Here is a 15,069-nt window from a genome sequence, read left to right on the forward strand (position 1 = left end):
TTAAAGATTTGATTTTTTTGTAAGTTTGTTCTGAAAAAACAACTTATAAATTCCTATTTTTTATGAAAGTAAAACTACTATTATTACTACTATCAACAAGTTTGGGGTTTTCTCAAACGTCAATAACTAATTTTGAAAGTGCAGCACAGTCGGAATATGCCGTAGTTACATCAACATTGGACCAAACGGCAACAGGAGCTGGGCTAATTTGGAATTTTAATGTCGCTTATGATAATGATGACACTTCTGATGTTTTATCATCTCCAACTTCTACGGAATTGAGCAGCTATGCTAATGCAACCAATGTTATAAAAACGAGTAATGCCGACGATGAGGTAGTTAGTGCGGTTTATTTAAATAAGAGCGGAACAAGTGCTGAGTTTGTTGGTGTAGAAAGTTTCGGAATTAAATTAAACTATAGCAATCCAGGTGTTCTAGGCGATTTTCCTTTAAGTTTCATGGATTCTAATAGCAATGCTATTTCAGGTACTTTTGATTATAACGGAAGTATCAATGGCTCTTTTAGTGGGACAATAACAAGTAAAGTAGATGCCTATGGTACTTTAAATGTTGATGTCTCAGGTTTAGTTGGTGAGGATTTTAGTGGTTCGGTAACACGTTTAAAAGTTGTTCAGGATATAGAATTATCAGCATTTGTTACAGCGGATATGATACAAACCTCTTATTATTACTATGCAAGTAACGGTGATTTAGTTTTTAGAACATCAGATATTCAAATAACAGGGGTTATTAATGATACCTCTAGTTTTATTGAAACTTTAAAATCGAGTTCATTAGGAATTGAAGATCAAAAACAAAAACAATTGAGTTTTTCAACATTTCCTAATCCAGTAAATAATGAATTGAACTTTAAAATTGATGCAGAAATTGAATCTGTTTCTATTGTTGATATTTCAGGACGTGTGGTACTAAAAGTTGAAACCGATCAACCTAATTTATCTGTAAGTCAATTAAATTCAGGAATGTATATTGCTAATATTTCAACTGATAAAGGATTGTTTTCTAGAAAGTTTGTTAAGAAATAAGAATTATTGATAAAAAAAAATCACCCTATTTCAGGGTGATTTATAGATTTATGTAAAGCGCGAGAAATTAACTTTTCGCGCTTTGTGTTTGCAATAATTTGCGCTGTTGTTTAATGGTTAGTGAGCTTCCGTCATGGCTCCATCCTGGTGCAGCAAAAGCATACATGAATTTATGATACCAGTTGCTCGACTTTTTCATATCGTTCCAAATATCTTTGTATTCGTGTGTTAAAATCACCAATGGATTGTATGAGTTTGGTGCATGTGTAACACCGTATTTTATCTCTATATTTTCATCCAGTTCTTTCCAAGTTCCAAACATTTTATCAAAAACATTTAAGAATCCACCATGGTTTTTATCCATGTACTCAAAGTTTTGAGCATGGTGAACTTGGTGCATGGTATGTGTATTCATAAACTTCTCTATAAAACCTAGCTTAGGAATATAAACAGAGTGTAATTGAAACTGCCAAAGTGCCTCAATACCTAAACAAACTACTAACATTTCTGGTGGAAATCCGATAGCAACAATCCACATATAGAAAAATGGTTTGTACAAAATAGTGAACCAACCGTTTCTTACAGCAGTACCTAAGTTGAAATTATCGGAAGAATGGTGTACAATGTGAGCGGCCCATAAAAAACGAACATTATGGTTTTGACGATGGAACCAGTAGTAACTAAAATCATCTAATAATTGACAAATTATCCAAATGTACCAAGCATAACCAAAAGACTCGTAACCCATAATATTAGTGCGTACACCATCTACTAAAGGATTAAATATTTCATATACATAATTGAAAAGTACAATAGCCGCAATGGTTTTTGTAAGAGGCGCTAATACCGCAGAACCAATACCCATGGTAAGGCTAGCTCCTAGATCTTTCCAGTTGTATAATTTCTGACTGCGTTCTTCTTTTCGGTGTTTGCTGTAACTTAGTTCTAATAAAATAAGTCCTAAAAAGCAAGGCACACCATATACTAAAGGGTTCGTAAAATCCATTATAAAAATTTGTTAGTCCCCAAAAATAACTTGATTTTGCTAGTAAACGGTAATGAAAACGAGTTTTCTTATCAAAAAAAAACCGCTTTAAGAAATTTTTAACTTAAAGCGGAGGTGTATTGTGAGAAATTAGCTTATTATTTTGCTAATATATTTTCTTTATTAGTTGAAAAATCGACAGCAATTTGATTGTGTATAATATCATCAAAAGTCTCTCTTTTTCTAATTAAATGAGCTTCGTTATTGTACCATAATACTTCCGCTGGGCGTAAACGTGAGTTATAATTACTCGCCATAGAGAAGCAATAAGCACCTGCATTTTTAAAGGCTAAAATATCACCTTCATTAATTTCGTTAATTCTTCTGTTATTTCCAAAAGTATCGGTTTCACAAATGTAACCTACAACGGTGTAAAAACGCTCACGACCTTTTAAATTAGAGATGTTGCTAATTTCATGGTGCGACCCATAAAACATGGGGCGAATTAAATGATTAAAACCAGAATCTATTTGTGCAAACACAGTAGATGTGGTTTGTTTTACGGCATTTACTTGTGCTAAAAAGTAACCCGATTCACTTACCAAGAATTTTCCAGGCTCAAAAGCTAAGGTTAATTCTTTACCATAATCTTTACAGAAATCGTTAAAACGTTTCGATAATTTTTTGCCTAATTCTTCAATATTAGTTTCAATATCGCCTGGTTTGTAAGGCACTTTAAAGCCAGAACCGAAATCGATAAATTCTAAATTATTAAATTGTTTAGCCGTCTCAAATAAAATTTCACTTGCATAAAGGAATACTTCAATATCTAAAATATCACTTCCCGTATGCATGTGGATCCCGTTAATATTCATTTTAGTATTTTCAACAATACGTAAAATATGAGGGATTTGATGAATTGAAATACCAAATTTAGAATCAATATGTCCAACAGAAATATTAGCATTTCCACCAGCCATAACATGCGGGTTTATTCTAATACAAACCGGTGTTGTTGGGTGTTTTGCTCCAAATTGTTCTAAAATAGAAAGGTTGTCAATATTTATTTTCACACCTAATTGTGCCGCTTCTTCAATTTCGTTTAAAGAAACACCGTTGGGTGTAAATATAATTTGCTCAGGTTTAAAACCAGCAGCCAAACCTAGTTGCACTTCTTGTATAGAAACCGTATCTATACCGGAACCAAGCGTATGTAAAAGTTTTAAAACAGATATATTTGATAACGCCTTAACAGCATAATTTATCTTTAATTTCTTAACGTTTTTAAAAGCACCAGTTAAACGTTTGTACTGCGCTTCTATTTTGTTTCCATCGTAAACATATACAGGGCTCCCAAACTCATTGGCAATTTTAAGCAATTGACTTTCTTGCATGTTCTTTATATTTTTGTCAAAGATATTTTTTTTGATTCAATAAAAAATAAATAAATGAAAAATTGTACAAATTAAACATTTTGTTAACTATTTAACAGTAAATTTAGGTTAATTCGCAATTTCCGCATAAAATAATTAGTGTAATTACCAACGATTATTTACATTTGTTGCACTTAAAATTATCAAGCAGATTATGAATTTACACGAATATCAAGGTAAAGAAATATTAAGCAGTTTTGGCGTACGTATCCAACGTGGTATGGTTGCTCAAAATGCAGAGGAGGCAGTTGCTGCCGCAAAACAATTAACTGAAGAAACGGGAACAGGTTGGCACGTGATTAAAGCACAGGTTCATGCAGGTGGTCGTGGAAAAGGTGGCGGAGTAAAATTAGCCAAAAACCTTAAAGAAGTTGAAGAAATTGCAGGACAAATTATTGGGATGGACTTAGTAACACCTCAAACGTCTGCTGCTGGTAAAAGAGTACACCAGGTTTTAGTTGCTGAAGATGTTTACTATCCAGGTGAAACTGAAACTAGTGAGTTTTATGTATCTGTTTTATTAAATAGAGGAACAGGCCGTAACATGATTATGTATTCTACGGAAGGTGGAATGGATATTGAAACGGTTGCAGAAGAAACACCACATTTAATTTTTACTGAAGAAATAGATCCAAGTACAGGTTTATTACCTTTTCAAGCAAGACGAGTAGCTTTTAACCTAGGATTATCTGGTTTAGCGTTTAAAGAAATGACAAAATTTGTTACTAATCTTTATACTGCTTACGTAAAATCAGATTCTTCATTATTTGAAATTAATCCTGTTTTAAAAACAAGTGATAATTTAATCATGGCAGTAGATGCGAAAGTAACTATTGATGATAATGCACTATACAGACATAAAGATTATTTAGCTTTACGTGACGTACGTGAAGAAAGCGCTATTGAAGTAGAAGCTGGCGAACTTGGCCTTAACTATGTAGACCTTGAAGGAAACGTAGGTTGTATGGTAAATGGTGCTGGTTTAGCAATGGCGACTATGGACTTAATTAAGCAAGCCGGTGGAGAGCCAGCTAACTTTTTAGATGTTGGTGGTACTGCAGATGCTGCACGTGTTGAAGCTGCATTTAAAATTATATTAAAAGATCCAGCTGTAAAAGCTATTCTAATTAACATTTTTGGTGGTATTGTTCGTTGCGATCGTGTTGCTCAAGGTGTAATTGATGCTTATAAAAACATGGGAACTATCAACGTGCCAATTATTGTACGTTTACAAGGTACCAATGCTGATATAGCTAAAGAATTAATTGATAATTCAGGATTAGCAGTAATGAGTGCTACAGAATTTCAAGAAGCTGCAGATAAAGTTCAAGAAGTATTGGCATAAGCTTTTACTACAACATTATATATTGAAAAGAGTAACGTTTAGGCGTTACTCTTTTTTTTTGTGATATATTATGAAATAGTTGCTGTTATTATAATTTTCTTATAGCTTTATTGAAGCATGAAAATTCAAATAAATTAAAACCAGAATCGCATGAAAATAGTTGTTTTAGACGGGTACACATTAAACCCTGGAGATTTAAGTTGGGAAGCTGTTGAAGCTATGGGAGAGCTTATAGTGCACGAACGTACAGCCTTTAATCAAGAGATTATTATTAAAACTATTGGAGATGCCGATGCGGTTTTAACCAATAAAACACCATTGTCAAAAGCGGTGATAGAAAGTGTGCCTAATCTAAAATACATTGGGGTTTTAGCTACGGGCTACAATGTCATTGATGTTGCCGCTGCAAAACAGGCAGACATTGTGGTAAGCAATGTCCCTATTTATGGCACACAGGCCGTAGGGCAGTTTACAATGGCGCTTCTTTTAGAATTGTGCCATCATGTTGGAGACCATAATGCAGCCGTAAAAAATGGAGATTGGACAAAGTCTAAAGACTTTTGTTTTTGGAATTCACCTCTTATAGAACTTTCAGGAAAAACCTTGGGTATTATAGGTTTTGGACGAATAGGGCAGGCTACTGCAAAAATGGCGCAAGCTTTCGGATTGCGTATTCTGGCTTATAATCGAAGTCAGGATTTACGATTAGAATCGGAAACTTTAAAGTATGTTGAATTAGATGAGCTTCTTGAAAAATCGGATTTTGTGAGTTTACATTGTCCGTTAACGACAGAAACCGAAGGACTAATAAATTCAGACTCAATTTCTAAAATGAAGGATGGCGCTTTCTTAATAAATACGTCTAGAGGTGGTTTAATTGTTGAAGAAGATTTAAAAAAGGGGCTTAACTCAGGTAAACTTGCGGGAGCTGCAGTCGATGTCGTTTCAAAAGAACCTATAGATGCTGATAACCCTTTGCTCAACGCTCGAAACTGCATTATCACACCTCATATTGCTTGGGCGTCTAAAGAAGCAAGAGCCCGATTGATGCAAACAACTGTTGATAATTTAAAAGCTTTTGTAAAAGGAAAACCTATTAATAAGGTAAATTAAAAAGAATGAAGCCGTTTGTTGTCTGGTAGTAGTAAAGTGCGCACGAGAAGATTCGAACTTCCACATCCTAAAACGGATACTGGCCCCTCAAGCCAGCGCGTCTACCAATTCCGCCACGTGCGCATTTGAGGTTTTAATTGGCCGTAAATATAATAATGTCTCGGCTAACTAAAAATTTTAAGGTAAATTATTGTAAAGTATTTTAAATGGTGACGTTTACAAGGTTAGTAACCAAGTACGTTGAAGTTTTTTAAATTTTTTCAATTCGCTACGCAGAATAGGTAAAAAGTCTTTTCCATTACTATTTGAGCGTTCTAAACGGTACGAATTTTTATAAAGCATATTTGTTAACCTGCTTAAAGAAGCCACGTGTTTATGCTTTCTTTCAGAGTAGCGTTCTAGTTCGGCATTAACAATTTCCGGAACTAAAGACACTGAATGTTGTACAATATCACCAGAAAAATAAATGTGAGGGTCTTCTGTACCATCTGATTTTAAGTTAGATAAGTCGTGACGTAGGTACGTAGAGATGTTTTGGGATAGTGATAATATCTCAATGGCTTTTTTATAAACCGGTAATTCCGATAGATTTGGTGGGGTATTTGACTTCATCTTTTTTTACTCTAGCATTTTTATCAAATTTAGCAACAAGAAATGATATTTCACTTTAAATATTAAAGCTAAACCGTATATTTGCTTTAGATGTTAATTTTTTATAGTTAAATTTCTTTTAAATGAAGCTGGATAGTCTTAATACCAAGATTTTAGAGTGTTTACAACAAAACGCGCGTATGTCTAATGCCGAAATTGGACGCCGAGTTGGCATAAGTTCACCAGCTGTTTCTGAGCGTATAAAAAAAATGGAGGATCTTGGTATTATTGAAGATTATAAGGCCATTGTTTCTCCTTACGAAATTGGTTATCAGCTTAAAGCAATCATTACACTTCGAGCATTTATGGGGAAGCTAAAACCCTTTTTAGATAAAGTGAAAACTTACGATGAAGTGGTAAATTGTTACCGCATTACCGGAGATGAAAACATTGTGATGGAAGTGGTTCTAAAAAACAATAAACACTTAGAAGTCTTTATTGATCAATTGATAAGTTATGGTGAAACTAAAACACAAATTGTACTGTCTCGTGTTATCAAACAAAAGGAAATTAAGCCGATTTAATTCTTTCAATTTCCGTTTAAGAAGGTATACGCCAAGCCGGGTTTTTTCTGTTTTCTCCTGCATAGAATAAAATAATACTATTTCCATCAGGGTCTTTTAAGTGTGCTTCACGCCACAGCCAAGGTTTGTCATTTGGTAATTCCGTAAAAACAATACCTTGCTTTTTTAGTTTTTTTACCCAATCATCTAGGTGTTCATCTTCAAAATAAATAGTTATCCCGTTTCCTTGAGGTAATTTTTCTACTTGATGGATTGAAAAGGTCGCATCACCATCAGGGCATTCAAAACGCACATATCTTGGGATGGAATCTACAATAAGTTTCAATCCCAAAATAATATAAAACGCTACAGCTTTTTCAACATTAATAGAGGGTATGGTTATTTGGTTTAAATTCATGCTAGTCTTTTCTTTTTCTGCGTATTTAAATAACGACTTAAAATGAATAATAAAAGTACACAAAAGCCTGCTAACATCGTGAAAATATACCATGTGTTATCATAACCTAGATCATTAACCATATGCATACCTGCGTTGTGCGCAAAAATATGAGCAATAGAAAATGCTATGGAATACAATGCCATATATTCGCCTTGATTACCTTTTTTTGCTCGATCTAGTGCAAAAGCATTCGAGAATGGAAATGTAATCATTTCTCCTAAACTCATAAATAACATGCCAATTATTAATATACCAGTCCATGAGGTTAGATTTAAAACTAAAATGCTTATACCAAGTAGTAGGGTGCCAAAGACCATAAGTCTAGACTTTGTGAAATTGGTAGTTTCTAGCCATTTTATTAATGGCATTTCAAAAAGGAAAATAAAAAAGCCATTCATACCTAAAAGAATTCCAATGTCAAATTCTGTTAAATAGTGTACATTTTTGTAATATAAAGGCATGGTAGAGAAATATTGTAAAAACACGATACCAAATAATACCATAGCAATTAAGAATATTAAAAAGGCTTTATCATGGTATGCCGAGCTTGGATTTTCTGTTTTTACGGTATCTAAAACTCTTGCTTTTTTAGGATGTAGAACTTTAATAAGTAAAATGGTTGCTAAAATACAAGTAATACCATCGACCCAAAATAAACCACTATAGCTTAGAGTTGTTATTATAATACCTCCTATTGCGGGTCCTGCGGAAAACCCTAAATTAATAGCAAGTCTAATTAAGGTTACCGAACGAGTTTTGTTTTCAGCTTTGCTATATGCGCTAAGGGCAACAAACATGGCTGGACGGAACATATCGGCCACTAACATCACTAAAAATATACCGAAACAAAACGATTCGAAAGTGGTTAGAAATTGCAAAGCAATAAATAAAAATCCGGTTAGAAGTAGACTTCGAGCCATTACTTTGTAGTAGCCTATTTTATCTGTTAATTTGCCACCAAGCCAAGAGCCAGCAACAGAACCTAGTCCGAAAGCACTCATAATCCATCCCACATCAATTAAGGTGAAATTAAGATCTTCGATAAGGTATAAAGACAGGAATGGAATAACCATGGTGCCGGCTCTGTTAATTAGCGTTATAAGTGCCAGCCACCACACTTCTCGCGATAGACCTTTAAAAGTATTTATGTAATTGTTGAATAGCGTTTTCATTTGGTGTGATTGTGTTTTTTTGAAATTTGGTTATCAGCCAAACAAAAAAAGTCCGACTGCGAAGTCGGACTTTTAAAATATTGAAATAATATAAATTTATATCACTGTAATATAGAACAAGCCCAACTCGTACACTTAGTACGTGATGTATATAACTTTCTATAAATTGTGACGTTTTTACGCATTTTGCTTATTTTATTTTGAGCAAATGTAGATAAATTTTATGGATGTTGTATTTTTGAATCTTAATAAATTTAAAATGAAGCACCTTTTTTTAGTTTTTACGGTATCTATTTTATCAATATTTCTTTTTAATTGTGAAGATCAGAAAAGGCCTGTTTTAGGAGAAACTGAATTTCAGAAAACTCTTAATGGGGAATTTAAAGACGCCACAGTTTCCCCGTTAAAAGAAGAGGATAGAAAGGCTTTTGAAGGTCTCGATTTTTTTAAATTCGACTCTACTTTTGTTGTTTCAGCAACGTTGAAACGTGTGGAGAATGCCGAATGGTTTAATATGAAAACCACCACGTCTAGAGTGTCTAAAGAACGTGTTTTTGGGGTTTTAAGTTTCCAATTAAAAGGAAAAACATTCCAGTTGAATGTATATCAAGGTGAAGATTTAATGCAGAAGGAAGGCTTTGAGGACTATTTGTTTTTACCTTTTTTAGATGAAACCAATGGTGTGGAGAGCTATGGTGGCGGACGCTATATTGATTTAACTATTCCGGAAACAGATGAGGTCATTATTGATTTTAATAAAGCGTATAACCCGTATTGCGCCTATAATTCGAAATTTTCTTGCCCTATTGTGCCACGTATTAATTATTTAAAAACCCGCGTTGAAGCTGGCGTAAAAGTATTTGATAAACATTAATTGTTTTACGCCGTATCTTGTAATTCAATATCTCTTTTAAGTTGAAAAGACTAAGCTTCTAACTTTGCAGACAATTCAAACCAGCGTTCTTCTTTCTCATCCATGGTTTCAATTATAGTTTGAAGCTCTTCCGATAAAGTATTGATTTCATCCGGTGTTAAATCTGGGTTATTGAACTTCGACTCCATTTCCTTTTTATCAAAAGCTAAAGATTTCAACTTACTCTCAATATTTTTAAGCTCCTTTTCTTCGTTGTATGATAGTTTTTTTACATCGGTTTGTTTCCAATCGGTCTTTTCTTTTTTATCCTCTGTTTCGGTAGCAGAAATTACGGGTTGGCTATCTTCGTAACTACGGTAGTCTGAGTAATTTCCTGGGAAATCTTCAATTTCACCTTCACCTTTAAAAACGAATAAGTGGTCGATTACTTTATCCATAAAATAACGATCGTGCGTTACTACAATAATACAACCAGGGAAATCTAAAAGGAAACTTTCTAGTACGTTTAAGGTTACAATATCTAAATCGTTTGTTGGCTCATCAAGAATTAAAAAGTTTGGGTTTTGTATTAAAATAGTACATAAGTACAGTCGTTTACGCTCACCACCACTTAGTTTTTCAACAAAATCGTATTGTTTTTTTCTGCTGAATAAAAAGCGCTCTAAAAGCTGCTGAGCGCTAATTTGCTTTCCTTTTTTTAGCGGAATATAGTCGCCAAACTCACGAATAACATCAATTACTTTTTGCTGTGGTTTTATGGTAATCCCGTTTTGGGTGTAATAACCAAATTTTACAGTTTCGCCTCTAGTAACCTTACCAGAATCGGGTTGTGCCGTTTCGGTTAAAATGTTTAGAAAAGTGGTTTTTCCAGTTCCATTTTTTCCAATAATACCAACACGTTCACCTTTTTGAAAGGTGTAATTAAAACCATCTAAAATAGTTTTGTCTTTGTAAGCTTTTGATACTTTATGGAATTCTAAAATTTTGCTTCCTAGGCGTTCCATGTTAAGTTCTAATTGAACTTCGTGGTCGTTACGGCGTTGGTGAGCGCGGTGTTTTATGTCTGCAAAATCGTTAATTCGCGATTTAGATTTTGTTGTTCTGGCCTTGGGTTGACGGCGCATCCAAGTTAATTCCTTTTTAAAAAGTTGCTTGGCTTTATTGGTTTCTATGGCTTCGTTTTCAATACGTGCCTCTCTTTTTTCTAAATAATAGCTGTAATTTCCTTTGTAATTAAAAATTTGACCTTCGTCTAATTCTATAATTTCATTACAAACACGTTCCAGAAAATACCTGTCGTGCGTTACCATAAAAAGGGTGATATTTTCTTTGGCGAAAAAGGATTCGAGCCACTCTATCATTTCTAAATCTAAATGATTTGTTGGCTCATCTAAAATGAGTAAATCTGGTTTATTGATTAAAGCATTTGCTAAAGCCAAACGTTTTATTTGTCCGCCTGAAAGTACACTTACTTTTTGCGATAAATCGTCTAGTTTTAGTTTGAAAAGTATTTGTTTATAAAGGGTTTCGAAATCCCAAGCTTGGTGCTGTTCCATAGCTTCGAAAGCGTGTTGGTAAGCATCGGCGTCTTCAGGATTTAAAAGTGCTTTATCATAATCTGAAATGACTTTTAAAATAGGATTATCACTAGCGAAAATAGTTTCTTCGATAGTTAAATTTTTATCAAATTTTGGATCTTGAGAAAGAAATGAAACGGCAATACCTTTTCGGTAAATAACGTTGCCCGAACCAGCTTCGTCTTCACCTGAAAGAATATTTAAAATAGATGTTTTTCCAGTACCATTTTTGGCTACGAAAGCTATTTTTTGGTCTTTATGAACACTAAAAGAGACGTCCTCAAACAATGTGAGCTCTCCATATGATTTCGATATATTTTCTACTGTTAGATAATTCAATGCTTCTTTTTTTTACAAAGATGGTCTTAAAAAAGTGAAAATTGAAATATTAAGGATAAAAGTGTTAGGGATTTGCTTAAAGAAGAGCTTATTTAAGTTATTTTTATATTTAGTTTACTTTATGGAGTAAATATTCCTTTCAATCTTCAAGATATCAAATTATTTAGTGATGTTTTTTTTGTTGAAAAGCTGATTTATTCGGATATTTAGAAAACGGTCTAATACTAGACAAAACACCAAAAACTTCGATAAAAGTTTTGTGCTTCGAGGCGAAAACTTATATTTGTATTTAAATCTATTGCCCTCTATAATGAAACAATCATTTATATATCTCTGCTTAATTGTCAGTGTTTTTTTTTCATCTTGTATCTCTAATAAGGATGTTGTTTATTTACAGGAAAAGGGTACAACTATTGATAATGCATTGCAAATTCAATCGTTGGCAACACCATATAGAGTACAGGTTAACGATTTATTAAGCGTTAATGTAAAAGCTGAAAAGGCAGAGGTGAGAGAACTTGTTGAAATTTTTAATCCAACAACGAGTGCCATGGGTAGCACTCAAGAATCTTTATATTACAATGGTTTTTCGGTTGATTTACACGGTAATATTGAATTTCCTATTCTTGGGGAAATGAATGTTTTAGGGTTTACCACAGAGGAAATTGAAGCGAAAGTAAAAGCACTTATTCTTCAAACATATTTAAAAGAAACTGCAAAAATATTTGTAACCGTTAAGCTTTCGGGGTTAAAATATACCACGCTTGGTGAGATTGGAAGTAAAGGGACACAGGTGTTGTATCAAGATCGTGTAGATATTTTGGAAGCTATTGCAAATGCTGGTGATATTACCCAAACAGGAGATAGGAAAGATGTTTTAATTGTTAGACAATACCCAAATGGAAAACGCATACATCATATCGATTTAACAGATATTTCTGCATTGAATTCTGAGTTTTTTTATATTCAACCTAACGATTTAATTATGGTTAAGCCGTTAAAACGTAAAGCCTTGGGAGCTGGGCAAACTGCAACGCAAACCATTACAACCATAGCAAGTATATTTTCTGTGCTTGTGAGTACTTATTTTTTAGCACGTAATTTATAAAGTATGGAAGATCAATTAGACGTTGATGGCGCTCAAATGTTCGATTTTAAATCGTTCGTGTATCGTGCTTTGAGTTATTGGAAATGGTTTGTTCTCGCTTTAAGTGTTGGTTTTTTTATTGTTTATCAACAAAATATAAGAAAAGAATTTCCTTATACTTTAGACGCTAAAATTACAGTTCAAGACGATAAAAACCCTTTATTTACATCCAATACTAGTCTGGTTTTTAATTATGGAGGTATATCGGGTAAAGTGCAAGAGGTTTTACTTAATCTGAAATCTAGAAAGCATCACGAAAAAGTGGTTGATAGTCTTAATTTATATTTAAGCTACCTAAAACAAGGGCGTTTTTACAAAACGGATATTTATGGCAGAAATTCCTTTAAATTTATTGGTGTAGATAGTGCCTTTCAAGTAATTGGCCAACCAATAAAAATCACTTTTAACGATGAAAATAGTTTTGAGTTGTCTTATGATTTTGATAAGGCAGAAGAAGTTTATACTCAGAACTATGCCACAAAGGCTGTAAAAACATTACCAATAGCATTATCGAGTTATACAGCAAGTTTTAAATTTGATGAGTATATCGATTTGCCATTTTTAAAAGGAAATATAGTAAAACGAGATGGCGCGAAAATAGTAGCTGGCGAATCGTTTTTCATTCAGTATAATAATTTTAATAGTACTGTGTCTTCGTTTTCAGGAAGATATGCTGTAGCAAACACGGCCAATTCTCCTCTTTTATCTATACGTTTAACCGATAAAAACAAAGCTAAAATTGTAGATTATTTAAATACTTCGGTATTTATTTTAGAGCGCGACCAATTACAACGTAAAAACCAGTATGCCATAAATACGGTGGCTTTTATTGATAAACAGTTGGCTCGTGTTAAGGGCGAATTGAACAAAAAAGCAGATTCGTTAAACGATTTTAAAAAACAAAACAAAATTTTTGATATCGTTAGTGAAAGTGGCTTGTTAATGAGTAAAATAGAAGATTACAATACACAAAAAGAGGTGTTAAATCAAAATATTTTAGCCTACGATTTATTAAAAAACTACTTACTAACAAGTAACGATTTTACTAGTTTTCCTGCGCCTGCTGTGGAAGGGGTTACCGATGCGAACATCATTGGAGCTATTGGTAAAATTGTAGAATTATCTATACAGAAATCTACATTACAAGCTTCGGTTAGAGATAATGTCTCGGTTTTTGGGGATTTAAACAACCAGATAGAGGCGCTTAAAAATGTGATATTGCAGAATATTGCTTCAGCTAAAACAAATATTGGATTTCAAATACAATCCATAAATTCAAGAATCTATAATACGGAAAGTGAATTTTCGGTAATACCAGAAAATACGCAGCGATTAGAAGCTATAGAACGCGAATATTTATTAAGTCAAAGTACGTATAATTTATATTTAGCAAAACGTGGTGAAGCTGACTTAATAAAGGCTTCTAATATTTCTGATATTATATTGATAGAACCTGCTAAAGATGTTGGCCAGGGGCGTAATGCCGTTAACCTGAATATCAGGTATGTTTTTGCTATTTTTGCCGCCATAATTCCATTGGTAATAATAGCTTTTATTGTTACTTTTTTCGATAGCAAAATACACATGCCAAACGATTTAGGGGATCTTACAAAAATTCCACTATTAGGCGTTGTTGGTAAAAATGATTCGGAAAATAATTTGGCGGTGTTTAACAAGCCGAAATCAGCGGTGGCAGAAGCGTTTAGAGCCGTTCGGTCGAGTTTACAATTCATGTACAAAAAACATGATCTCGAAGGTACTAAAACGGTGATGATAACCTCTTCGGTTAGTGGAGAAGGCAAAACATTTTGTTCTATAAACATTGCGTCAGTATTTGCCTTAAGTGGTAAACGCACAGTTTTAGTAGGGTTAGATTTACGAAAACCAAAAATATTTGGAGATTTTGATATCGATAATAACATAGGAGCGGTTAATTACTTAATTGGTCAAAAAACGTTAGCTGAAGTGGTTCAAAAAACGAAAGTGAGTAACTTGGATGTGATCACTTCTGGCCCGATTCCACCAAACCCTTCGGAGTTATTAATTGGAGAACAAATGGATCGTTTTATAACAGAGCTTAAAGCTAATTATGATTATATTGTTTTAGATACACCGCCTCTAGGGTTAGTGGCAGATGCTTTGGAATTGGTTGAATATGTGGATGCTTCTTTATATGTGGTGCGTCAAGACTATACTAAGAAAGATATGCTTGCTATGATTAATGATAAGTATAAAAAAGGAGAAGTTAAAAACATCAGTTTTTTATATAATTATTACGATCAGAAAGCCAAATATGGTTACGGATATGGGTACGGCTATGGATATGGCGCGTATGGAAATGGTTATCACGAAAATTCGAATGAAAAAGAAACTATTTTGAGTAGAGTAAAATCTGTTTTTAAAAAATAATTAAACAATAATATA

At 33.5% G+C, this 15,069-nt stretch carries 13 protein-coding genes and 1 tRNA gene; 7 read left to right on the plus strand and 7 right to left on the minus strand.

Annotated features, from left to right (window positions below; translation table 11 throughout):
* Positions 1 to 62: 62 nt before the first annotated feature.
* The gene (locus tag QWY92_RS13780) at positions 63 to 1,046 is read left to right on the plus strand and encodes a T9SS type A sorting domain-containing protein (RefSeq protein WP_290272246.1); all 984 of its coding nucleotides are present in this window, start codon (positions 63 to 65) and stop codon (positions 1,044 to 1,046) included.
* Positions 1,047 to 1,113: 67 nt separating this feature from the next.
* Here QWY92_RS13780 and QWY92_RS13785 read toward each other — a convergent pair whose 3' ends face one another.
* Complete coding sequence (locus QWY92_RS13785) at positions 1,114 to 2,052, minus strand: sterol desaturase family protein (protein ID WP_290272249.1); 939 nt, start codon at positions 2,050 to 2,052, stop codon at positions 1,114 to 1,116.
* A 137-nt stretch (positions 2,053 to 2,189) separates the two neighbouring features.
* Positions 2,190 to 3,425: a diaminopimelate decarboxylase gene (lysA, locus tag QWY92_RS13790; RefSeq protein WP_290272251.1), complete on the minus strand. Its 1,236-nt coding sequence runs from the start codon at positions 3,423 to 3,425 to the stop codon at positions 2,190 to 2,192.
* A 193-nt stretch (positions 3,426 to 3,618) separates the two neighbouring features.
* Here lysA and sucC point away from each other — a divergent pair, with 193 nt between their 5' ends.
* Together sucC and QWY92_RS13800 are read left to right on the plus strand one after the other, a co-directional pair.
* On the plus strand, positions 3,619 to 4,809 hold the full coding sequence (gene sucC, locus QWY92_RS13795; protein ID WP_290272252.1) for an ADP-forming succinate--CoA ligase subunit beta: 1,191 nt from the start codon (positions 3,619 to 3,621) through the stop codon (positions 4,807 to 4,809).
* A gap of 150 nt (positions 4,810 to 4,959) precedes the next feature.
* Positions 4,960 to 5,922 (plus strand): D-2-hydroxyacid dehydrogenase, encoded by a 963-nt coding sequence (locus tag QWY92_RS13800; protein WP_290272254.1) that lies wholly within the window; start codon positions 4,960 to 4,962, stop codon positions 5,920 to 5,922.
* 37 nt (positions 5,923 to 5,959) lie between these two features.
* On the opposite strand, the gene QWY92_RS13805 is transcribed toward QWY92_RS13800, so the two are convergent.
* Positions 5,960 to 6,045 (minus strand) — tRNA-Leu (locus tag QWY92_RS13805).
* Between the two features lie 93 nt (positions 6,046 to 6,138).
* The gene (locus tag QWY92_RS13810) at positions 6,139 to 6,534 is read right to left on the minus strand and encodes a hypothetical protein (protein WP_290272256.1); all 396 of its coding nucleotides are present in this window, start codon (positions 6,532 to 6,534) and stop codon (positions 6,139 to 6,141) included.
* A gap of 122 nt (positions 6,535 to 6,656) precedes the next feature.
* On the opposite strand from QWY92_RS13810, the gene QWY92_RS13815 reads away from it, so the two are divergent.
* The gene (locus tag QWY92_RS13815) at positions 6,657 to 7,097 is read left to right on the plus strand and encodes an Lrp/AsnC family transcriptional regulator (protein WP_290272259.1); all 441 of its coding nucleotides are present in this window, start codon (positions 6,657 to 6,659) and stop codon (positions 7,095 to 7,097) included.
* A 16-nt stretch (positions 7,098 to 7,113) separates the two neighbouring features.
* Here the strand turns inward: QWY92_RS13815 and QWY92_RS13820 are convergent, their stop codons facing one another.
* Both QWY92_RS13820 and QWY92_RS13825 read right to left on the minus strand, forming a co-directional pair.
* Positions 7,114 to 7,494 carry a VOC family protein gene (locus QWY92_RS13820; RefSeq protein WP_290272261.1) on the minus strand — a complete coding sequence of 127 codons (381 nt, stop codon included), beginning with the start codon at positions 7,492 to 7,494 and terminating at the stop codon, positions 7,114 to 7,116.
* A complete protein-coding gene (locus tag QWY92_RS13825; RefSeq protein ID WP_290272264.1) occupies positions 7,491 to 8,708 on the minus strand; it encodes an MFS transporter in 1,218 nt (405 codons plus the stop codon). Before QWY92_RS13825 ends, QWY92_RS13820 begins: the two co-directional genes overlap by 4 nt.
* 259 nt (positions 8,709 to 8,967) lie before the next feature.
* On the opposite strand from QWY92_RS13825, the gene QWY92_RS13830 reads away from it, so the two are divergent.
* Positions 8,968 to 9,582, plus strand: coding sequence for a DUF1684 domain-containing protein (locus QWY92_RS13830; RefSeq protein WP_290272266.1), 615 nt, complete (start codon positions 8,968 to 8,970; stop codon positions 9,580 to 9,582).
* 50 nt (positions 9,583 to 9,632) lie between these two features.
* Here QWY92_RS13830 and QWY92_RS13835 read toward each other — a convergent pair whose 3' ends face one another.
* Positions 9,633 to 11,498, minus strand: a complete 1,866-nt coding sequence (locus tag QWY92_RS13835) for an ABC-F family ATP-binding cassette domain-containing protein (RefSeq protein WP_290272269.1) — start codon at positions 11,496 to 11,498, stop codon at positions 9,633 to 9,635.
* Positions 11,499 to 11,808: 310 nt separating this feature from the next.
* Between QWY92_RS13835 and QWY92_RS13840 the strand changes: the two genes are divergently transcribed.
* Positions 11,809 to 12,606 carry a polysaccharide biosynthesis/export family protein gene (locus tag QWY92_RS13840; RefSeq protein ID WP_290272271.1) on the plus strand — a complete coding sequence of 266 codons (798 nt, stop codon included), beginning with the start codon at positions 11,809 to 11,811 and terminating at the stop codon, positions 12,604 to 12,606.
* A 3-nt stretch (positions 12,607 to 12,609) separates the two neighbouring features.
* On the plus strand, positions 12,610 to 15,054 hold the full coding sequence (locus QWY92_RS13845) for an exopolysaccharide transport family protein (protein ID WP_290272273.1): 2,445 nt from the start codon (positions 12,610 to 12,612) through the stop codon (positions 15,052 to 15,054).
* Positions 15,055 to 15,069 lie beyond the last annotated feature (15 nt).

The organism is Algibacter miyuki, assembly GCF_030409805.1.
In the GTDB taxonomy this organism is placed as follows: Bacteria; Bacteroidota; Bacteroidia; order Flavobacteriales; family Flavobacteriaceae; genus Algibacter; species Algibacter miyuki.